Source organism: Actinoallomurus sp. CA-142502 (genome assembly GCF_050936355.1).
Taxonomy (GTDB): domain Bacteria; phylum Actinomycetota; class Actinomycetes; order Streptosporangiales; family Streptosporangiaceae; genus Actinoallomurus; species Actinoallomurus iriomotensis.
Genome location: NZ_JBNJMY010000001.1, coordinates 615,564 through 635,271, shown reverse-complemented (window position 1 = coordinate 635,271; position 19,708 = coordinate 615,564). Strand labels below are relative to the sequence as shown.

The window sequence follows — 19,708 nt, the reverse complement described above, 5'->3', positions numbered from 1 at the left end:
AATCCACCCTCGGGCCCCGGCGCGACGTGCCGGGGCCCGAAGTCGTGGCGGGCGGACCGGGCACTCCGCATGAGGGGCAAGATGGAATACGTGCGCCTCATCGACCGCCTGCCCGCCGCCCCCGAGCCCGACGCCGTCTTCGACGCCTTCAACGAATGGGTCGGCGAGCGTGGCATCACGCTGTACCCGGCGCAGGAGGAGGCGCTCATCGAGGTCGTCTCCGGCTCGAACGTCATCCTCAACACCCCGACCGGCTCCGGCAAGAGCCTGGTCGCGGCGGGCGCGCACTTCGCCGCGCTGGCCCGCGACCAGGTCACCTTCTACACCGCGCCGATCAAGGCGCTGGTCTCGGAGAAGTTCTTCGACCTGATCGCCATGTTCGGCAGCGAGAACGTCGGCATGATGACCGGCGACGCGAGCGTCAACGCCGACGCGCCGATCATCTGCTGCACCGCCGAGGTGCTGGCGAGCATCGCGCTGCGCGACGGCGCCGACGCCGACATCGGCCAGGTCGTGATGGATGAGTTCCACTTCTACGCCGAGCCGGACCGCGGCTGGGCGTGGCAGATCCCGCTGCTCGAACTCCCCCAGGCCCAGTTCCTGCTGATGTCGGCGACGCTGGGCGACGTCTCGCGGTTCGAGGAGGACCTGACCCGGCGCACCGGACGGCCCACCGCCGTCGTCACCTCGGTGACCCGGCCGGTGCCGTTGAAGTACGAGTACCGGGTCACGCCGCTGCACGAGACGATCGAGGAGCTCCTGGAGGACCAGAAGGCCCCCGTCTACATCGTCCACTTCACCCAGGCCGCGGCGGCCGAGCGCGCCCAGGCGCTGACCAGCATCAACGTCGCGACCCGCGCGGAGAAGGACGAGATCGCGGCGCTGATCGGCAACTTCCGGTTCACCACGAAGTTCGGCCAGACGCTGTCGCGGCTCGTACGGCACGGCATCGGCATCCACCACGCCGGGATGCTGCCGAAGTACCGCCGCCTCGTCGAACGCCTCGCCCAGGCCGGACTGCTCAAGGTCATCTGTGGCACCGACACCCTCGGCGTGGGCGTCAACGTCCCGATCCGCACGGTGCTGTTCACCGCGCTCAGCAAGTACGACGGCAGCCGGGTGCGCCGCCTGCGGGCACGGGAGTTCCACCAGATCGCCGGGCGGGCCGGCCGGGCCGGCTTCGACGTGGTCGGGTTCGTCGTCGTGCAGGCGCCCGAGCACGTCGTGGAGAACGAGAAGGCCCTCGCCAAGGCGGGCGACGACCCCAAGAAGCGGCGCAAGGTCGTACGGAAGAAGGCGCCCGAGGGGTTCGTGAGCTGGGACGAGGACGTGTTCAACAAGCTCGTCGCCGCCGAGCCGGAGCCGCTGCAGTCGCGGTTCCAGGTCAGCCACGCGATGCTGCTGAGCGTCATCGGCCGGCCCGGCAACGCGTTCCAGGCGATGAAGAAGCTGCTCACCGACAACCACGAGGACCGCGCCCGCCAGCGCAAGCACATCTCCCAGGCGATCGCGATCTACCGGAGCCTGCTGGCCGGCGGTGTCGTGGAACAGCTGGAGGAGCCCGACGCCGAGGGCCGGTACGCCCGCCTGACCGTCGACCTGCAGGAGGACTTCGCCCTCAACCAGCCGCTGTCGACGTTCGCCCTGGCCGCGTTCGAGCTGCTCGACCCGGCCTCGCCGTCGTACGCGCTGGACGTGCTGTCGGTGATCGAGTCGATCCTGGAGAACCCGCGCCAGATCCTCGCCGCCCAGGAGAACAAGGCCAAGGCCGAGGCGGTCGCGCAGATGAAGGCCGACGGCGTGGAGTACGAGGAGCGGATGGAGCTCCTCCAGGACGTCACGTACCCCAAGCCGCTGGAGGACACGCTCTACGGCGCGTACGACGTCTACCGCAGCGGGCATCCCTGGGTCGCCGACCATCCGCTCCAGCCGAAGTCGGTCGTCCGCGACATGTACGAGCAGGCGATGACCTTCACCGAGTACGTCGCGAACTACCAGCTCGCCCGCGCCGAGGGCATCGTGCTGCGCTACCTCGCGAGCGCCTACAAGGCGCTCCAGCAGACCGTGCCCGACTCGGTGAAGACCGAGGATCTGCACGACCTCATCGAGTGGCTCGGCGAGCTGGTCCGCCAGGTCGACTCCAGCCTCCTCGACGAGTGGGAGCAGCTCCAGAACCCCTCGGCGGAGCCCCAGATCCAGCTCGAGGAGACCCCGAAGGCCGTCACCGCCAACGAGCGCGCGTTCCGCGTCCTGGTCCGCAACGCGATGTTCCGCCGGGTCGAACTCGCCGCGCTGGAGCGCTACGAGGACCTGGGCGAGCTGGACGCGGCGGACGGCTGGGACGCCGACCGCTGGGCGGACGCCCTGGACGCGTACTTCGAGGAGCACGACGAGATCCAGACCGGCCCCGACGCCCGCGGCCCGAAGCTGCTGCAGATCGAACAGGAGCCCGAGCTGTGGCGGGTACGCCAGGTCTTCGACGACCCGGCGGGCCACCACGACTGGGGCATCAGCGCCGAGGTCGACCTGCGCGCCTCGGACGACGAGGGCCGCGCCGTCATCCACGTGGCCTCGGTCGACCGCCTCTGACGCCCCGGAAGTTATCCACAACCGCTCCGCACGCCTTTCTGCGACGGTGCGCGGCGTTGGACAATGTGAATGGGATGGACCCCCCTGGGCGGGCGGGGGATCGGTCGCCGGGAGGGGGATCGGTCGCCGGGAGTAGGTCCATCGCCTCATGCGCGTTCTGAGTCTGCTGGCTAAGGTCGGCGCTCATGCAGACGACGGGGATCGTTCGCCGTCAGGTGGCGGAGCGTAGGCGCGACACTCTGGAACGGCTTGTCACCGAGCGGGATGTATGGGTGTCGACAGCACATCCTGATCATGGCCCGCACCAGGTGCCGTTGTGGTTCTTGTGGGACGGGCGAGCGGTGTGGATGTGCACCAGTGCCACTTCCGCGACGGCGCGGAACGTCCGCGAGGAGCCGCGCGTGCGCCTGGCGCTGCCGGACACCTTCGACGTGGTGCTTCTCCAGGGCGAGGCGGAGTGCTTCCTGGACCAGGATGTGCCCGGAGACGCGGCGGAGTCCTTCGCCGCCAAGTTCGGGTGGGACCCGCGTGCGGAGGAAGATTCCTTCCTGTATGTGCGCGTGGTGCCGAAGAGTGTGCGCGCCTGGCGCGGAGAGCCGGAACTACGCGGCAGAGTCATCATGCGCGACGGGACGTGGCTGGAATAGCGGCCGTCCCTTGGACTCGACGTCGAGGGCGTGCACCACGACGAAGTAGCGGTGAGAGCCGTGCCCGGCCGGTGGGGCGGCGCCGATGAAGCATGCCACGCGGGCGTCGTTGGGTCGTTGGAAGGCGCCCTCGGGAGCTCGGCGACGGCGGCGGGGACGCCGAATGTCGTGGATCTCACGGATGTCCCGCGACCCGTAAGTCCGTATTCTCGGGAAACAATCTTGTTTCGGCTCCCCTGAGGAACGGGTATGCACGGGCTTCGCTTCGCGGTTCTGGGCCCGGTCCGCGCATGGCGGCACGACACCGAACTCGACCTCGGCACGCCCCAGCAGCGAGCCGTACTGGCCGTCCTGCTGCTGCGGCGTGGCCGTACGGCGACCGCCGAGGAGCTGGTCGACGCGCTGTGGGGCGAGGAGCCGCCGGTACGCGCGATGACCGCCCTGCGCACGTACGCCTCACGGCTGCGCGCCGTGCTGGAGCCCGAGCGCGCGGCGCGGCAGAAGGCGACGCTGATGGTCTCGGAGGCCGGCGGGTACGCCCTGCGGCTGCCGCGGGCCGCGCTCGACCTCAGCGTGTTCGAGGACGGGCTGTCCGCCGCCGAGGAGGCGCGGCGGGCGGGCGACCTCGACCAGGCCGCGGACGCCCTGCACTCGGCGCTGGAGGTCTGGGACGGCGAGCCGCTGTGCGGCATCCACGGCGACTGGGCCGAGGCGCAGCGCGTGCACCTGGAGGAGCAGCGGCTCACCGCGCTGGAGACCCGGTACGCCATCGACCTGGAGCGGGGTCGCGCGGCGAAGTCGGTGGCCGACCTGACCGAGCTGACCATCGCGCACCCGCTGCGCGAGCGCCTGCGCGGGCTGCTCATGCTCGCGCTGTACCGGTGCGGGCGGCAGGCCGAGGCGCTCGCCGTGTACGCCGACACGCGCCGGGTGCTCGTCGATGAGCTGGGCATCGACCCCGGACCCGAGCTGACCGAGCTGCACGCCAAGGTGCTGGCCGGCGACGCCTCCCTGGCCGAGAAGCAGCCCGTACGTCCCGTGGAGCCGGCGCGTCCGCTGCCGGTGCCCGCGCAGCTCCCGGCGGACGTCGCCGACTTCACCGGACGCGCGGCCATCGTCGGCGAGCTGACCGGCGTGCTCGCCGAGGCGGACCGTACCGCGATGCCGGTCGTGACGGTGGCCGGCATCGGCGGCATCGGCAAGACGACCCTCGCCGTCCACGTGGGTCACGCGGTCCGGCCGCAGTACCCCGACGGCCAGCTGTTCGCCGAGCTGCGCGGCGCGGGTCCCGACCCGGCCGGGCCCGAGGCGGTGCTCGGCGCGTTCCTGCGCGCGCTCGGCACCCCCGACAAGGACGTGCCGGCCGGGCTGGAGGAGCGGTCGGCGCTGCTACGCAGCCGCCTGGCCGACCGGCGGATGCTCGTGCTGCTGGACGACGCGCGCGACGCCGACCAGGTGCGCCCGCTGCTGCCCGGCTCGCCCGGCTGCGCGGTGATCGTGACCAGCCGGTCCCGGCTCGCCGGCGTGCCCGCCGCCCGTACCGTCGACCTGGACGGCCTGGTCACCGACGAGGCGATCACATTGTTCGGCCGCATCGCCGGCGAGCAGCGGGTCGAGGACGAACGGGAGATCGCGGCCGAGGTCGCGGCGGCCTGCGGGCATCTGCCCCTCGCCGTACGGATCGTGGGCTCGCGGCTGGCGTCGCGGCGGAGCTGGTCGATGGCGACGATCGCCGAACGCCTCACGGACGAGAGGCGGCGGCTCGACGAGATGCGGGTCGGCAACCACACCGTCTCGGCGACGTTCGAGCTCGGGTACGGCCAGCTCTACGACGAGCAGGCGCGCGCGTTCCGGCTGCTGGCCCTGCCGGACATGCACGACGTGCCCCTGCACGCGGCGGCGGCCGTCCTCGGCCTGCCGGTGACGGCCACGGAGGACCTGCTGGAGTCGCTGGTCGACGCGAGCCTGCTGGAGACCCCCGCGCCGGGCCGCTACCGCTACCACGACCTGCTCCGGCTCTTCGCCCGCCGCCAGGCCGAGAAGTACGACTCCGAGGTCGCGCGGGCCGACGCGCCGCACCGGATGCTCGACTTCTACTTCGCCTCCGCCCGCAACGCCTACCTGACCGCCGAGTCCGGCGACGGCGAGCGGCTGAGCACGCCGGAGACCCGCGGCACCGAGTTCGCCACCGCCGGGGAGGCACTGGCCTGGCTCGGCGGCGAGACCGCGAACCTGTGCGCCGTGATCGCCGAGGCCACCCGCGGCGATGCCCCCGACCTGGCCATCGCCGCCGACCTGCTGCTCAGCCTCGAACCGCTCATCATGTCCGGCACCCACCTGTGGGAGTTCGAGCAGACGGCACGGCTCGTGGTCACCGCCGCGCTGGAGAAGAACGACGCCCGCAGCCGTGGCCGGGCCGGCTACATGCTCGGCCTCATCCTCCACGCGGCGTTCCGGCTGGACGAATCCGAGGCGAGCCTCCGGAGCACGGTCGAGCTGGCCGAGGCCTCCGGCGACGGCCACATATGGGCCGAGGCGCTCAACGGCGTCGGCGTCGTCACCTTCGAACATCGCCGGTACGAGGACGCGTTCGCGTTCTTCCAGCGCGCGGCCGACGCCTTCGCCGACCTGGGCTCCACCGAATGCGAGGCGGACTGCCTCAGCAACGTGGCACGCGCAGCCGCCGAGCTGCACCGCGACAAGGAGGCACTCGACACGGCGGAGCGGAGCCTGGAGCTGTTCCGCGCGCTGGGCAGCGCGGTGGGTGCGGCCAAGGCGATGCAGTTCCTGGGGGCGATCCTCGACGGGATGGGACGGCCGGAAGAGGCGATCCCGCACTACCTCGACTGCCTGGCCGTCTTCCGTTCCACCGGGCTGCGCCTGCGCGAGCACCACACGCTGTACCGGCTGGCCGAGAGCCACCTGCGGGCCGGCCGCCCCGTCGAGGCGGTCGCCCACGCCGAGGAGGCCCTGGCCATCGCCCGGGAGATCGGCCAGCGGTTCGGCGAGGGACGCGCCCTCGAAGTCCTCGGCCGCGCGCTCACCGCCGACGGCCGCCCGGACGACGGGCGTACCTGCTGGGAGCAGGCGCTCGCCGTCTTCCAGGCCCTCGACGCCCCGGCCGCCGACGACGTTCGCGCCCTGCTCGACCGCGCGCCCGCGCCACGTTGATCAGATGTTGATCCGGCGTCACTAGGCTCCCGCCATCATTTCCGAAGAAAGGCCCGGAACAATGGCCGACCAGCCCAACACCACCGACGAGACCACCCCGACGACCGACGACGACAAGGACGGCCTCGTCCAGCCGGACAGCATGAACCCGCACATCGTCCCCGAGAAGACGTCCGACGAGGACGGCGAGTAGCCGATGACACCCGGAACGGGCGTGGTCTTCCGGAGCGGCCGCGCCCGTTCCTCAGCCGGGTGACATCTGTGCAAAAGTGACCACATGTTCGAGCAGACGTGCGCGGAGCTGACGCGCGCCGCCATCGACCGGGACGACGAGCGGGCCTTCGGGAGACTCCTCCGCAAGGTGCATCAGGCGGCCACCGTGGTCCCCGTGGCGGAGCTCACCGCGGGGGTCCGGCTGCTGGCCCAGGGCGTCGCCGAGGCGCCCCTGGACTACGCCGCCTCGCTCGCCGTGATGAGCGGCATGATCGTGGAGAACGGGGCCGACGCGGACGCGCCGGGCACCGCGGTGATGGGCCGTCTGCTCGAGGTGACGACCGGCGCGTTGACCTTCGCCGACGCCTGGGCGAAGGCCGCGGGCGGCGAACCGCCGGACCCGGCCGAGCACCAGCCCTCCCGCGAGGTCTGGGACGTCGTACGGCCCGGGCTCGGCGACGGCGCCGGACCGGCGATGGAGGCGTGGTGGTCGCTGCCGAGGTTCGCGCTGGCGGCGTCCACGGTGCTGTCGGTGTCCCCGATGGTGCGGGCCTCCGTGCCCGACCGGGAGACGCTGGCGGCCGCGGTGGACCGGGCCGAGGATCACTGCGGTCAGCTCACCTACGTCCGCGACCTGCTGCGGGTCCTGGACGGTGAGCGCCTGCTCGTGCTCGACCGGGCCAGCGGACGCGGCTGGACGGTCGTCATCGGCGGGATCGGCGACAACTTCCAGCTGCACACCCTGCTCGCCGGCGAGCTCATCCGGCCGGACCGCCTGCCCGGCCAGGCCCCCGACCCGCGCTGGGTGGCCTCATCCCTCGACCAGGACGTGCCGCCCGGCACGCCGGCGGTGACCGGCCAGTGGAACCTCGTCGACGTCGACGGCGAGTGGATCTGGAACGAAGGCGTCCCGGCCGACATCCCCGAGGTCGGCGGCACCCGTGTCGTGGTCCTCGACCCGCCGCCGTACGAGCGGTCGTGGAACCCGGGGCGTCGCTTCCCGCAGATGCCGGCCTCGCTCTTCGTCGAGGCGGCGCACGACCCGGCGAGCCTCCAGGCTTGGTGGCAGCGGGTCAGGCCGGCGACGACGCGCCCGACCGGCTGATCGCCGCCGCTCGTGCTCAGTGGCCGTCCTCCAGGGCGTCCAGGAACTGCTTGGCCCACAGGTCGACGTCGTGCTCGATCACCCGTTTGCGCATCGACCGCATCCGGCGAGCGCGTTCCGCCGGGCTCGCGTGCATGGCCTCCCACATGCGGTTCTTCGTGCCGCCGATGTCGTACGGGTTGACCAGGAAGGCGCGGTGCAGCTCCTGGGCCGCGCCGGCGAACTCGCTGAGCAGCAGGGCGCCCTTGAGGTCGGACCGGCAGGCGACGTACTCCTTGGCCACGAGGTTCATGCCGTCCCGCAGCGGCGTCACCACCATCACGTCCGCCGCCAGGTAGAGCGCGACCAGCTCCTTGCGGGTGTAGGACGTGTGCATGTAGTTGATGATCGGTGCGCCCAGTTCGGAGTACAGGCCGTTGGCGCGGCCGACCTGCTGCTCGATGTCGTCGCGCAGGATCCGGTACTCCCGGACGCGCTCCCGGCTCGGCGTCGCGACCTGCACGAACACCGCGTCACCGCTCTTGAGCCGCTCGTCCTCGAACAGCTCGGTGAACGCCTGCAGCCGCTGCTGGATGCCCTTGGTGTAGTCGAGGCGGTCGACGCCCAGCAGCAACGACGCCGGGTTGCCGAGGTCCTCGCGGATCTGGACCGCACGTTCCTGCACGTCCGGGTCGGCGGCCAGGGTGATGAGCTCGTTCGCGTCCACCGAGATGGGAAAGTGGTCGGCGCGTACGACGCGGTCCGCGATCGCCACCTCGTGGCCCTGCGTCTTCAGGTCGAGGAAGCGGCGGCACAGCCGGACGAAGTTGGAGGCCGCGTCGCGGCTCTGGAAGCCGACGAGGTCGGCGCCCAGGAGGCCGTACAGGATGTCGCGCCGCCAGGGCAGCTGCTGGAACAGCTCCATCGGCGGGAACGGGATGTGCAGGAAGAAGCCGATGCGCAGGTCGGGGCGGAGCTCGCGCAGCATCTGAGGGACGAGCTGGAGCTGGTAGTCCTGCACCCAGACGATCGCGCCCTCGGCCGCGACGTCGGCGGCGGCGCGGGCGAACCTCCGGTTGACCCGCTCGTAGACCTCCCACAGGCTCCGCCGGTAGACCGGCTGCGCGATCACGTCGTGATACAGCGGCCAGAGCGTCGCGTTGGAGAAGCCCTCGTAGTAGTGCTCGACGTCCCGCGCCGACAGGCGTACGGGGATCAGGGACAGCCCTTCGGCCTCGAACGGCTCGAGGTCCTCATCCGGGGCGCCATGCCAGCCGACCCAGGCTCCCTCGCGACGCTGCATGACCGGAACGATGGCGGTGACCAGCCCACCGGGGCTGCGCCGCCACGAAGCCGTGCCGTCACCGTCAGTGACCCGATCGACCGGTAGACGGTTGGCGACAACGACGAACTCACTCTTCTTGGACACATCCACGCCCCATACTTCCCCCAAATATCGGGTCTTGACCCTGATGGGCGATTTATGTGGCGATGGTCATGCTGACGCCCTCCTGTGGCCATCGAGACGTCACCCGACGGCCACAGGAACCCAGGCGCGGTCCCGGCTCAGGACCCGTCGATCAGCTGGGCCAACCTCCTCGGCTCGAAGGTGATCTGGTCGAAGGTCGCCGAACAGCCGTCCCCGACGGGCGACTGGGCGAAGAAGCCGTACGACGGGGCGCCGGAGGCGTACAGGGCGAAGTGGCGGATCAGCCGCCAGTACCGCCCGTCGAGCGAGGCGTGGAAGGCGTACGCGGAGTCGACGCGGGCGACGCGGAGCCAGACGTGGTCGCCGGTCACGACGAAACCGCTGGCGCGGTCGGAGGCTCCGCGGGTGACGACGGAGACGGTCTCGGGCTCGTTCTGCGCGGACATCTCCAGGCCCAGCTTGGCCCACGCGCGGTCGTTGAGCCACACGAGCAGCCCGCCGGCGTCGTGCGACCGGCAGTGCCCCACCGACACGCGGGCGCTGAGCAGGAAGTCGCCCTGCGCGTGCGCGAGCAGTTTCGGAGCGTCGAGCACCTCGCCGGTGCGCTGCGGGCTGACGAACAGGTCCGTGCCCGGCCTGGCGCCGATCACGAGGCCGTCGTCCTGCGGAAGATAGGAGCCCGCGGCTCTCCCGTCCCACCGCAGAGACACGGGAATGCGCGGAATTCCGACCTGCTCCGCTGCGTGCGTCACACCCGTCTCCTTCGCGTACGGGAACAGCGTTCGGGAACGCTCCAAAAATACGGCGCGAACAGGCGGTCCGTACATAGTGAACTTTGTCGCGGGTCATGGGGGTCACGTCCCGGACGGGGCATGCCGGGGCGGCGGCTAGCCTTCGCTGGTACGGGCGGGACCCGCGGTCCCTCGAAGGGAGTCGTCGAAGTGGATCCTCGTGTTCGCCGGGTGCGGGAGGCCGACGTCGAGGCCGTGGTGGCGTTGGTGCACGCCCTGGCCGAGTACGAACGGCTGTCCGACGAGTGCACGATGACCCCGGCCCAGCTGCACTCCGCCCTGTTCGCCCCGGAACCGGCACTGTTCGGGCACGTGGCGGAGGCGGACGGGGAGATCGTCGGCTTCACGCTGTGGTTCCTGAACTTCTCGACCTTCGACGGGGCGCACGGCATCTACCTGGAGGACCTGTTCGTCCGCCCGAACCATCGGGGTACGGGCCTGGGCCGCGCACTGCTGACGGCACTGGCCGAGGAGTGCGTCCGGAAGGGCTACTCCCGGCTGGAGTGGTCGGTGCTGGACTGGAACGAGCCGTCGATCGGCTTCTACGAGTCGCTGGGCGCCGCGCCGAAGGACGGCTGGACGGTGTACCGCCTGACCGGCGACGCCCTGACCGCCGCCGGAAAGGACACCCTCACCCGGCCATGACCGTCGCCGGCGGGCATGTGGTGGGCGTCACATCGCGGAGGTGTCACGTCGGCGCCGAGCCGTTTGTCCCATGGGCGTCACCGGCACCACGGTGACCCACGGCTCGGGAGGGTAAAGCAATGGAGAACGACCACCGCGTCGTCGTCCTAGGCGCCGGCTACACGGGCATGATGACCGCGATCCGCCTGGCCCGCCGGACTCGGCGCGCCGATGCACGAATCACCCTGGTCAACCCCTCGGAACGGTTCACCGAGCGGCTGCGGATGCACCAGCTCGCCGCCGGGCGGCACCTGGCCGACCACCGCATTCCCGACCTGCTCGCCGGCACCGGCGTCTCCTTCGTACGGGGCACGGCCACCGCCATCGACCCCGACGGCCGCACGGTGGTGGTCGACGACGGCGCGACGACGCTGGACTACGACACCCTGGTGTACGCCCTGGGCAGTTCGGCCGACACCAGCCGGGTGCCCGGCGCCGACGCCCACGCCTTCACGCTCGACAGCCCGCGGACCGCCGTCTCCTTCGCCACCTGGCTCGGCGAGCTCGCCGCGACCGGCGGCAGTGTCACGGTCTGCGGCAGCGGCCTGACCGGCGTCGAGGCGGCGACGGAGATCGCCGAAGCCCATCCCGGCCTGAACGTCACGCTGGTCGGCCTCGATGAGCCGGGCGCGATGATGGGCGCCAAGGCACGCGCCCACCTGCACCGGGCGCTCGACCGCCTCGGCGTCACCGTCAAGGTGGGCGCGCGGGTCACCAAGGTGCTGCCCGACGCCGTCGAGCTGGAGACCGGCGAGGTCCTCCCCTCGGACGCGTGCCTGTGGACGGCCGGCGTCACCGCGTCCTCGCTCGCCGCCGACGCCGGGATCGCCGTGGACGAGCGCGGCCTGATCCTGGTCGACGCGACGCTGCGTTCGGTGTCCCACCCCGGCGTGCACGCCGTCGGTGACGCCGCCGCGGTCCGGTTGCCCTGGGGACGGATCCACGGCACCTGCCAGAGCGGCCTGCCCACCGCCCAGTACACCGCCGACACGATCGCCCGGCTGCTGCGCGGCAGGCCGGTCAGGCCGTTCCGGTTCGGCTACGTCCACCAGCCCGTCAGCCTCGGCCGGCGTGACGCCGTCATCCAGTTCACCCACGCGGACGACACCCCGCGCCGCGCCTACCTCAAAGGCCGCGTCGCCGTCCGGTACAAGGAGACCGTCAGCGCCAGCCCGGTCAAGGTGTACCGGCTCAGCAGGCGCATGAACGTCAGCGTCACATTCTTCAAGGGCGGCCGCGCCACCCGCGACCGGGCCCGACGCACGCTGTTCGGGACGCCGGGCTCATCGTCCGGTTTGGAAGTATGAGCCGATGACCGACGCGACGCCCGATTCGGATCCGTACATCGAGCATCGGCGGCTGCTGTTCGCCACCGCCTACCGCATGCTGGGCAGCGTCACCGACGCCGAAGACGTCCTCCAGGACGCGTGGCTGGCCTGGAACTCGACGGACCGCGCCACGATCCGCAACCCCAGGGCCTATCTGGTGCGAGCGGTCACCAACCTGTCGCTGAACCGGCTCACCTCCACCCGGGCGACCCGCGAGACCTACGTCGGCCCATGGCTGCCCGAGCCGCTGCTCACCTCGCCCGATGCCGCCGCGGACGCCGAAAAGGCCGACACCGTCTCCACCGCGATGCTGGTCGTGCTGGAGACCCTCAGCCCCGTCGAACGCGCGGTCTTCCTGCTCCGCGAGGTCTTCGGCTACTCCCACGGTGAGATCGCCGACACACTCGACCGCCCCGAACCGACCATCCGCCAGATCGCCCGCCGCGCCCGCGAGCACGTCCGGGACCGCCGCCCCCGCTTCGACACCGACCGTGCCGAGCGGGAGAAGGTCACCGCGCGGTTCATCGCGGCCTGCGCGGGCGGCGACCTGAACGCGGTCATGGAACTGCTCGCGCCCGACGTGACCGCCTGGACCGACGGCGGAGGCAAGGTCACCGCCGCCATCCGGCCCCTGCACGGGGCGAGCCAGGTCTCTCGCTGGATTCTCGGTGTCCTGGCCAAGCCCGAATCGGCCGGTATCGTCCCGGAGCCCACTGTCATCAACGGCGAGCTGGGCTTGTTGTGCACCATCGAGGGCGTCCCCGTCGCCGCTCTCACCTTCGACATCGCCGACGGCCGGCTGCACAACCTTTGGTTCCAGGTCAACCCGGACAAACTCCACGGCCTACGCGCCGGGCACGGCATGGCCTGAAGGACACACGCCGACCCGCCAGGCGGAGCCGCTGGTCAGACGGAGGCGCTGGTCAGACGGGGTCGCCCGGAAGGCCGGCGAGGGACAGGCGCGGGCCGAGCCACAGGTGGAAGGAGCCGGCCGCGTTGAGCCAGGCCGTCGTCGTGGCGGCGAACTGCTCGCTCGTCACGCCGCCGCCGATGTGCGTCGTCGCCTCGCTCACGATGATGACCGTGCCGTCGTCGTCGGTGGCGGTGTAGACCTTCAGGCCGACGGTGTCGCGGTTCCACTCGTCGAGGACGGCCCGGAGGGCGGGCTTGTCGTCCACGGTGAAGAAGCGGTCGTAGATGGTGCGGGCGGCGTAGACCTCGCCGTCTCCGTCGAAGGTGAAGAAGAGGCTGTAGCACTGCCATCGCGTCGCGAGACGCCCGCGCGTGTCACGTACGCTGGCGACCTGAAGTCGCTCAAGAATCCGCTCAATACGGTCGAGATCGGGCCTAATGACACCCGACTGGGGCATTTCAGACGCCGGACTCGGAGGCTCGTCTCCCACTGTTCTCGCTCCCCTTCTGCTGACGGCAATGAGATTGTGCCGCACGTAAAGCAGTGTCGTGCCCGCACCGCGCTATCTGTGGAAAAGCCCCGGGCTATGCCGGGAAAGCTCCGGACGATCCATCGTCACTCGGGGCGAAATATGCCGTTGTAGCGTCGAACGGGACATAAGTCGCGATGTGCGTTTATCGGGGGCACAACGAGTGGCGCTCGCGGTCGATGAGGGGATTGCGAATCCCGCGGTCGAGCGGGCTTCGGAAGCGACGGTACGCCCCGGTGGCGCCTGGAGCTCCGATCGGTCGGATCGGCCATGCCCCACGGCGGGGCGTACCCCTAAATTAGCTGTCATGCGCTACGGCGTGGCAGGTCAGGCGTCCGCGGCGGTCAGCTCGATGCGCGCCACCTCGACGCAGTTGCCACCGTTACCACTGCGGCTGCTCTTCTGCCACGTGACCTTGGTCTCGACGCAGTTGCCGCCGTTGCCGCTGTGGCTGCTCTTGCGCCACGAGGACGCAGGCCGTGGGTTCGTCATGTCGCGAACACCCTTCTTATCGTGAGAGTTCCTTCACCTTCTCGCGAATCAACGCCGCAGAGTCACCGGTGTTGACCGCGGCCGAGCGGAGATGGTCGAAAATGAGGCGCCCTTGCTCTGTGTCGGCGGGCTTCTCCAGATAGACACACCCCACCAGGTGTTCGATGTATAGCAGGTCCGGATAGCCGTCGAAGGTCAATAGAACAAAAGGTCCATCAATCGCGGCATGAATTCCGGCCCGGTATGGGAGCACTTGGAGCGACACATTCCCGAGTTCACCGAGGTAGAGCAGGTGCTCCAACTGCTTGACCATCACCGAGGGGTGTTCGACGACACGGTTGAGAACGGCCTCGTCGATCACCGCCCAAACGTGCAGTGGGTTCTTGGACTCGGTCACGCGCTTCTGCCGCGCCATGCGCACCTCGACGCCGGCGTCGACCTCATCGGTCGGGCGCGACTGGGCGCCGAGCAGGATCGCGCGGGCGTACTCGGGGCACTGAAGGATGCCGGGGATCACCTGAGCCTCGTAGCCACAGGAGGTGCGAGCCTCGGCCTCGAACGCCAGGAAGTCGATGAAGCCCTTCTTGACCTTGTCGCTGTACTCGCGCCACCAGTCGCGCTGGCGGGCGCTGCGGGCGAGCAGCACGAGCTGCTCGCGCTTGTCGCCATCGACGCCGTACGTCTCGCACAGCTCCATGACCTCGCCGGAGGTGATCCGCATCTTCGCGGTCTCCATGCGGCTGATTTTCGATTGCTCCCAGCTCATGTTCGCCGCCACCTGCTCGCCGGTCATTCCAGCCTGTTCCCGCAGGTGACGAAGCTCTCGCGCGAGCTGCCGCCCGCGGACCGTGGGGGTGTACGGCATTGCTTCCTCACATAATGCGCTGAATCACTTGCACTGGATCATCATTCTGGGCCAGAGTGTAATCGCACGACTACAGAACGCTTCAATATCCAAGTTATCCACCAAGGGCTGGGCGGGCCGGCGTGACCGCCCGGTGATCGACGTCAGTCGAGCACGCCGAGGCGCACCGGCGCAGCCCGCAGACCGCGGCAAGGAGGACGTTCCTCCTGGCCGCTCCGCGGAGCCGCGACTCTGGGCTCCGCTTGGGGAGAGCCGAGTCCAGGGTCGCGGTTCCTGACCAGACCGAGAAAGGGTCGCCATGGAGGAGTATCCGGACGATCGCGTACTCATATGGCGCCGATCCTTTCCCGGCTTGGCCGAGCACGTACGCCAAGCGCGCGAATTCGCCGGTTTTCTCCTGGCCGACCTGCCGCGCGTGGACGACGTCGTCCTGGTGGTGAGCGAGTTCGCCGCCAACGCCCTACGACATACCGCCTCGGCCCGGCCGGGAGGCCACTACACCCTGGAGGTCCGCCGCTGGCACGACGGCGCGTCGGTGTCACTGACGGATGAGGGCAGCCACAAGGTGCCCCGCGTCCCCGACCTGGGCGACCTGGCCGAGTGCGGCCGCGGCCTGCAGACCGTCGAGGCCGTAGCGTCCGAGTGGCACTGGACCGGCGACCGCCGCGGACGCACCTTCACCGCCACCTTCCTGACCCGAGCCCACGCCGTACTGGTGTCGTCGATCAGCCCGTGCGAGGTCTTCGGCGACGACCTGCACCCGGCGGCCGTCCTCACCTCCGACTCCGCCCTGTAGACCCCGGGGCCGCGTCCCTTTCCCGCGCCCCTCGCTGCGGGTGTTCTAGAGCAGCAACTCGGCGAGCTCGTCGAGCAGCGCCGTCACCCGCGCGGCCCGTACCTGATCCTCGACGACGCGCACGATCACCGCGTCCGCCGACCGCCCCGCCCTCGCGAGCACCGCCCGCCGCGCCGCCTCACTCAGCCAGACCCGAGTACGCCGCCGGTCCGCCGCGTCCGGCGGCGTCTCGATCAGCCCGCGCTCCTTCAGCCGCGCCACCGACTCGGAGACGTGACTCTGCGCGAAGCCTGTCCGTACCTTGATCTCGCTCACCGCACTGCCCGGATGCTTCAACACGTCTTCGATCACCGCGACCTCGGCAGGCGTCAGCGCCGCGTCACCCGCGGAGGTCGTGACCTCCCGGGACAGGTCGATCAGCCGCTTGCCCAACCGGTGCATCCGCACGCCGTCCATACCGTCGAGGGTATATCGGCGCAGATGCATCGGTGCCGATGTATCCTGGCGCGGTCGAGAGGAGCGGGACCATGGATGCCTCACCGCTGAACGGTGTCGGCGGCACGTCGCTGGGGGTGGCACGCGCACGGGCGTGGGAGAGCCGCCGCCCGGACCGGCTGTTCGACGACCCGTACGCCGCGGAGTTCGTCGCCGCCGGCGGTTCCGGTGGCCGGGCGCCTCTCTCTCCGGCACGGGCCCGGCTGGCCTTCCACGTCATCATCCGCACCCGCTTCTACGACGACTTCCTGCTCGCCGCCTGCGACAGCGGCTGCCGCCAGGTCGTGCTGCCGGCCGCCGGCCTGGACACGCGCGCGTACCGCCTGCCGTGGCCGCCCGCAGTCACGCTGTACGAGCTGGACCTGCCGGAGGTGCTCGCCTTCAAGGACCGGGTGCTGGCCGGTGCGGGGGCCGAGCCCCGCTGCGCACGCACCGCCGTACCGGTCGACCTGCGCGAGGACTGGCCCCGACGGCTGACCGACGCCGGCTTCGACGCGTCGGCGCCCACGGCGTGGCTGGTCGAGGGCCTGCTGGTCTACCTCAGCCCAGAGGACGCCGACCGGGTGCTGAGCCGCGTCGGCGCGCTGTCGGCCCCCGGCAGCCGGATTTCCCTAGAGCGCAACAACGCCGCCTCGGTCATCGCCGAAGAGGACCGCGGCGGCATCGAGGAGTACGCCGATCTGTGGCAGGGCGGCGTCGGCGACACCGCCGGCCGGCTTGCCGGCGACGGCTGGCAGACCGAGGTACATGAGCTGGCCGATGTGGCCGCCTCGTACGGCCGGCCCGCGCCGAGCTCCTCCCTGAGCGGGTTCCTCACCGCCACCCGCTGACCTTCACGGCAGGGCGTCGACCAGAGCGGACGTCACGTCCTTGGTGGTCGCCCTGCCGCCGAGGTCGCGGGTACGCAGGGCCGGGTCGGCGGTGACCGTCTCGATCGCGGTCAGGACGTCGGCCGCCGCCTTCTCCCGCCCGAGGTGGTCGAGCATCAACGCGCCGCACCACACCTGCGCGATCGGGTTGGCCACCCCACGCCCCGCGATGTCCGGGGCCGAGCCGTGCACCGGCTCGAACATCGAGGGGTTCCGCCCGGTGGGATCCAGGTTGGCCGACGGGGCCACGCCCAGCGATCCGGACACGGCCGCGGCGATGTTGCCGAGGATGTCACCGAACAGGTTCGAGCCCACGACGACGTCGAGGTCCTCCGGATGGGTGATGAACCGCGCGGTGAGGGCGTCGACGTGCATCCGCTGCCACTTCACGTCCGGGTACGAGGCCGCCACCTCGGCGGTGACCTCGTCCCAGAACGGCATCGTGTGCATGATCCCGTTCGACTTGGTGGCCGAGACCAGCGCTCCACCGCGCTGGCGCGCCAGGTCGAAGGCGTACCGCAGCAGCCGCTCACACCCGCGCCGCGTGAAGATCGACTCTTGTACGGCCACGTCGCCGGCCGGGGTCGCGAACCGCCCGCCGACGTCGGAGTACTCCCCCTCGGTGTTCTCCCGCACGATCGCCACGTCGAACGCCTCACACCCGCGCAGCCGGCTGGCCAGACCGGGCAGCAGCCGCACCGGCCGGATGTTCACGTACTGGTCGAACGCCCGCCGAATCGGGATGAGCAGCCCCCACAGCGAGATGTGGTCAGGCACACTGGGCGAACCGACCGCGCCGAGGAAGATCGCGTCCGTCTCACGGAGCCGGTCAATGCCGTCCGGCGGCATCATCGCGCCGTGCTCGGTGTACCAGGAGCAGCTCCACGGCAACTCGCACCAGCTCAGCGCGAAATCGTGCCGCGCGGCGACCGCGTCGAGCACCCGCTGCGCCGCGGGCAGCACCTCCTTGCCAATGCCGTCACCCGGAATCGCCGCGACGAGGTGCCCGTCGACGCCGCTCACGCGACCACCGCCGGCGCGGTCACCCGGTGCATGATCCGCGGCTCGCCCGCCCCACACGCGATGTTCACTGTCGGTGCGAGCGGGATGAGCTCCTCACCGGAGCCGAGCCGCCACCGCCCGTGCCCCTCGCCCAAATCCGTATTGATTTTCAAGGTCACGGTTGCACTCCTGGGGGGACCCACATCTCGGCGACCGGGGCAAGTCACCATATCTTGCCGCCTCACCTCTTCACCAGAGTTTCCGCAGGCCAGAACGTTGCCCGACGCTCGCGGGTCACGAAGGCGTCGCTGGCCCCGCACGCCATCCGTGAGGGATGTAGACGGCTCTGGCGCGCTTGACAGCCAAGTTCTGTCCTCGCGGTAGGTGCCGGTGCAGGTTCCGCCTCGGTTACGTAGGGCGACGGGCGTGCGGAGGATGCGGGCGCATGACGCCATTGCCGCAGTCGAACTTCTCGGCAACCTGGCGAATCTCCAGCCCTGGTCGTACAGGCGGGCGGCGTCTTCGGCCCACTGCCGTTCGGCCTCGTCCAATGTCGCGTCCTGTCGGCGGCGGGCAGCCGGATCTCCTTCGAACGCACCAACGCCGCCTCGGTAATCGCCGAAGGGGACCGAACGGACATCCACGAGTACGCGTCACTGTTGAAGGGCTGCCTTGGCGAGGACACCGCCGGTTGGCTGAACGCTCACGGCTGAGTTACGAAGGTCCACCACCTGACCGATGTAGCCGAGTCGTACGGCCGCCCGACGCCGAGCAAGTCCCTCAGCGGCTTCCTCACCGCCATCCGCAAGGCCTGAAGATCTACGCTGGCAATCTACTCAGGCGCGGCGACCGGACAGCCGACGCAACATTCCGCCGCCGGCTCAATGCGTTCGAACTCCCCCTTGCCGCGATCATAGATGCACGCAATGCCGAGCGCCTTGAGTAGGTCGGCCATATCCTCCGAGGGCCGCGCCGGAAGCAGAATCGCCCGGCGCTTGGTTCGCGCATATCTGCCATAGTCAAGGATCTGACCGATCGCAAGCCTAATATAGACCCGCGCCGCCGACGATTTGGCTTCAATCAGTTCATCCGCCGTAACGTCGAGTAGATCACTGCGCAGAGGAGCCACATGCGCGGCGGACTTCATTGTTCGCTGCATTACCTTATGGCCTCGCCTCTCAAGCCAGTCGGCATAGCGACGAACAAGTTTAGACTCTCGACGCTCTGCCTCCGTGACTGACCCGGCACCGTTGACCAGGAAGGTATCGGCCTTGTGCGCGTCTAGATCCACGTCCTTCACCGTCAGAGTCGGCTCGGGTGTGGCCGCGAGCACACCAGCGGGAAGCAATCTAAAGACGATGGCGCGGCGCATATTAAGCAGAAGATCGGGACCGTCTTCGAACCGGAAGGGGCGTTCGCTGTCGATAGCATATTCACCGACGTAACGAACTAGAGGTCCCTTGACCTCCTGAAAGAGCCGCAGCGACTTGCCGTCCTCTTTGTGACGTAGCAGAGCTGCGTTACCTCTTACAAAACGCTGATCACCTATTTTACCTTCTCCTGTGTAGGCATAGCTGCCATCCGGCCGCGGACCATCACGATAGCCGTACTGCTGGCCTCCCTTAGTTTCGAAGAGCAAGATATCCGCGGACTTCCGGGGCGTCGAAATGCCGCCCTGAGTTTGACCACCGCACCGGCGGTGGACCTCCTGCCTCACCAGTTCTTCGCCCTCACGGATCTCCCATGACATAGGAGACAAGCTACGCCAAAACGGGCCATCTGCCCGTAAGCCTGCTGTGCCCGTGATCTGT

At 69.9% G+C, this 19,708-nt stretch carries 19 protein-coding genes and 1 pseudogene; 10 read left to right on the top strand and 10 right to left on the bottom strand.

The features are described 5' to 3' along the window. The first annotated feature begins 81 nt into the window (after nt 1-81). Both ACQEV1_RS03500 and ACQEV1_RS03495 read left to right on the top strand, forming a co-directional pair. Nucleotides 82-2,589, top strand: a complete 2,508-nt coding sequence (locus ACQEV1_RS03500; RefSeq protein WP_433391067.1) for a DUF3516 domain-containing protein — start codon at nt 82-84, stop codon at nt 2,587-2,589. 185 nt (nt 2,590-2,774) lie between these two features. Then, nucleotides 2,775-3,236 carry a pyridoxamine 5'-phosphate oxidase family protein gene (locus ACQEV1_RS03495; RefSeq protein ID WP_433391064.1) on the top strand — a complete coding sequence of 154 codons (462 nt, stop codon included), beginning with the start codon at nt 2,775-2,777 and terminating at the stop codon, nt 3,234-3,236. A 6-nt stretch (nt 3,237-3,242) separates the two neighbouring features. Here the strand turns inward: ACQEV1_RS03495 and ACQEV1_RS03490 are convergent. Continuing rightward, a pseudogene (locus ACQEV1_RS03490) lies at nt 3,243-3,371 on the bottom strand (YbhB/YbcL family Raf kinase inhibitor-like protein); the annotation flags it as partial. Nucleotides 3,372-3,485: 114 nt separating this feature from the next. Between ACQEV1_RS03490 and ACQEV1_RS03485 the strand changes: the two are divergent. The 3 genes from ACQEV1_RS03485 to ACQEV1_RS03475 all read left to right on the top strand — a co-directional run bounded on the left by ACQEV1_RS03485 (nt 3,486) and on the right by ACQEV1_RS03475 (nt 7,725). Continuing rightward, nucleotides 3,486-6,407 carry an AfsR/SARP family transcriptional regulator gene (locus ACQEV1_RS03485; RefSeq protein ID WP_433391061.1) on the top strand — a complete coding sequence of 974 codons (2,922 nt, stop codon included), beginning with the start codon at nt 3,486-3,488 and terminating at the stop codon, nt 6,405-6,407. A 61-nt stretch (nt 6,408-6,468) separates the two neighbouring features. Next, the gene (locus ACQEV1_RS03480) at nt 6,469-6,600 is read left to right on the top strand and encodes a hypothetical protein (RefSeq protein ID WP_285635164.1); all 132 of its coding nucleotides are present in this window, start codon (nt 6,469-6,471) and stop codon (nt 6,598-6,600) included. Between the two features lie 84 nt (nt 6,601-6,684). Further along, nucleotides 6,685-7,725, top strand: coding sequence for a hypothetical protein (locus ACQEV1_RS03475; RefSeq protein ID WP_433391057.1), 1,041 nt, complete (start codon nt 6,685-6,687; stop codon nt 7,723-7,725). Between the two features lie 16 nt (nt 7,726-7,741). On the opposite strand, the gene ACQEV1_RS03470 is transcribed toward ACQEV1_RS03475, so the two are convergent. After that, the gene (locus ACQEV1_RS03470) at nt 7,742-9,133 is read right to left on the bottom strand and encodes an alpha,alpha-trehalose-phosphate synthase (UDP-forming) (protein ID WP_433391054.1); all 1,392 of its coding nucleotides are present in this window, start codon (nt 9,131-9,133) and stop codon (nt 7,742-7,744) included. 137 nt (nt 9,134-9,270) lie between these two features. Beyond that, complete coding sequence (locus ACQEV1_RS03465) at nt 9,271-9,885, bottom strand: DUF1349 domain-containing protein (RefSeq protein ID WP_433391051.1); 615 nt, start codon at nt 9,883-9,885, stop codon at nt 9,271-9,273. A 189-nt stretch (nt 9,886-10,074) separates the two neighbouring features. Between ACQEV1_RS03465 and ACQEV1_RS03460 the strand changes: the two genes are divergently transcribed. The 3 genes from ACQEV1_RS03460 to ACQEV1_RS03450 all read left to right on the top strand — a co-directional run bounded on the left by ACQEV1_RS03460 (nt 10,075) and on the right by ACQEV1_RS03450 (nt 12,807). Continuing rightward, nucleotides 10,075-10,569: a GNAT family N-acetyltransferase gene (locus ACQEV1_RS03460; RefSeq protein WP_285574588.1), complete on the top strand. Its 495-nt coding sequence runs from the start codon at nt 10,075-10,077 to the stop codon at nt 10,567-10,569. 119 nt (nt 10,570-10,688) lie between these two features. Beyond that, the gene (locus ACQEV1_RS03455) at nt 10,689-11,915 is read left to right on the top strand and encodes an NAD(P)/FAD-dependent oxidoreductase (RefSeq protein WP_433391048.1); all 1,227 of its coding nucleotides are present in this window, start codon (nt 10,689-10,691) and stop codon (nt 11,913-11,915) included. Between the two features lie 4 nt (nt 11,916-11,919). Further along, nucleotides 11,920-12,807 carry an RNA polymerase sigma-70 factor gene (locus ACQEV1_RS03450; RefSeq protein ID WP_433391045.1) on the top strand — a complete coding sequence of 296 codons (888 nt, stop codon included), beginning with the start codon at nt 11,920-11,922 and terminating at the stop codon, nt 12,805-12,807. A 52-nt stretch (nt 12,808-12,859) separates the two neighbouring features. On the opposite strand, the gene ACQEV1_RS03445 is transcribed toward ACQEV1_RS03450, so the two are convergent. The 3 genes from ACQEV1_RS03445 to ACQEV1_RS03435 form a co-directional block, all read right to left on the bottom strand. Beyond that, the gene (locus ACQEV1_RS03445; protein WP_433391043.1) at nt 12,860-13,306 is read right to left on the bottom strand and encodes a YbjN domain-containing protein; all 447 of its coding nucleotides are present in this window, start codon (nt 13,304-13,306) and stop codon (nt 12,860-12,862) included. Nucleotides 13,307-13,705: 399 nt separating this feature from the next. Continuing rightward, nucleotides 13,706-13,870, bottom strand: a complete 165-nt coding sequence (locus ACQEV1_RS03440) for a DUF397 domain-containing protein (protein ID WP_285635102.1) — start codon at nt 13,868-13,870, stop codon at nt 13,706-13,708. A gap of 16 nt (nt 13,871-13,886) precedes the next feature. After that, a complete protein-coding gene (locus tag ACQEV1_RS03435) occupies nt 13,887-14,735 on the bottom strand; it encodes a helix-turn-helix domain-containing protein (protein WP_285574575.1) in 849 nt (282 codons plus the stop codon). Between the two features lie 352 nt (nt 14,736-15,087). Between ACQEV1_RS03435 and ACQEV1_RS03430 the strand changes: the two genes are divergently transcribed. Beyond that, on the top strand, nt 15,088-15,531 hold the full coding sequence (locus ACQEV1_RS03430) for an ATP-binding protein (RefSeq protein WP_433391039.1): 444 nt from the start codon (nt 15,088-15,090) through the stop codon (nt 15,529-15,531). 45 nt (nt 15,532-15,576) lie between these two features. Here the strand turns inward: ACQEV1_RS03430 and ACQEV1_RS03425 are convergent, their stop codons facing one another. Next, nucleotides 15,577-15,987 (bottom strand): helix-turn-helix domain-containing protein, encoded by a 411-nt coding sequence (locus tag ACQEV1_RS03425; RefSeq protein ID WP_433391036.1) that lies wholly within the window; start codon nt 15,985-15,987, stop codon nt 15,577-15,579. Between the two features lie 71 nt (nt 15,988-16,058). Here ACQEV1_RS03425 and ACQEV1_RS03420 point away from each other — a divergent pair, with 71 nt between their 5' ends. Continuing rightward, nucleotides 16,059-16,856, top strand: coding sequence for an SAM-dependent methyltransferase (locus ACQEV1_RS03420; protein ID WP_433391033.1), 798 nt, complete (start codon nt 16,059-16,061; stop codon nt 16,854-16,856). Between the two features lie 3 nt (nt 16,857-16,859). Here ACQEV1_RS03420 and ACQEV1_RS03415 read toward each other — a convergent pair whose 3' ends face one another. From ACQEV1_RS03415 to ACQEV1_RS03405, 3 genes are all read right to left on the bottom strand, one after another. Next, nucleotides 16,860-17,918 carry a tartrate dehydrogenase gene (locus ACQEV1_RS03415; protein ID WP_285635090.1) on the bottom strand — a complete coding sequence of 353 codons (1,059 nt, stop codon included), beginning with the start codon at nt 17,916-17,918 and terminating at the stop codon, nt 16,860-16,862. Beyond that, nucleotides 17,915-18,076, bottom strand: coding sequence for a LamB/YcsF family protein (locus ACQEV1_RS03410; RefSeq protein WP_433391030.1), 162 nt, complete (start codon nt 18,074-18,076; stop codon nt 17,915-17,917). The genes ACQEV1_RS03415 and ACQEV1_RS03410 overlap by 4 nt, the downstream gene beginning before the upstream one ends. 653 nt (nt 18,077-18,729) lie before the next feature. Beyond that, nucleotides 18,730-19,647: a hypothetical protein gene (locus ACQEV1_RS03405; protein ID WP_433391028.1), complete on the bottom strand. Its 918-nt coding sequence runs from the start codon at nt 19,645-19,647 to the stop codon at nt 18,730-18,732. Nucleotides 19,648-19,708: the final 61 nt, after the last annotated feature.